The organism is Pantoea sp. SIMBA_079, assembly GCF_046940275.1.
GTDB classification, from domain to species: domain Bacteria; phylum Pseudomonadota; class Gammaproteobacteria; order Enterobacterales; family Enterobacteriaceae; genus Pantoea; species Pantoea borealis.
In genome coordinates this window covers 1-270 of record NZ_JAWRYR010000345.1, presented here as the reverse complement: position 1 = coordinate 270, position 270 = coordinate 1, and the positions used below count along the sequence as shown (strand labels likewise).

General features: G+C 40.7%; 1 protein-coding gene. It reads left to right on the top strand.

What is annotated here, in order from left to right; translation table 11 throughout:
• Positions 1-56: 56 nt before the first annotated feature.
• Positions 57-270 (top strand): ABC transporter substrate-binding protein (locus SB719_RS20300; protein WP_412159762.1); only part of this gene is annotated, 214 nt, incomplete at its 3' end.

The following is a 270-nucleotide window of genomic DNA, read 5'->3' as shown; positions in this document are numbered from 1 at the left end:
CAGATGCGAACAATCTAGATCCTCACTTTTTAACGACGATCGTGTCTGGTTCTATTGTGAATAACAAAATCTACGAAGGCTTAGTCAGACTCTCTAAAGATATGACCTATCAACCTGCACTGGCAACAGAATGGGAGCAGGTAAACGACGTAACCTGGGAATTCAAGCTTCGACAAGGAGTAACATTTCACGATGGCTCTCCATTCAACGCTTACGCAGTTAAAAAAACATTTGAGAGAATATTGGATAAAAATATTGGTGCAACACGAG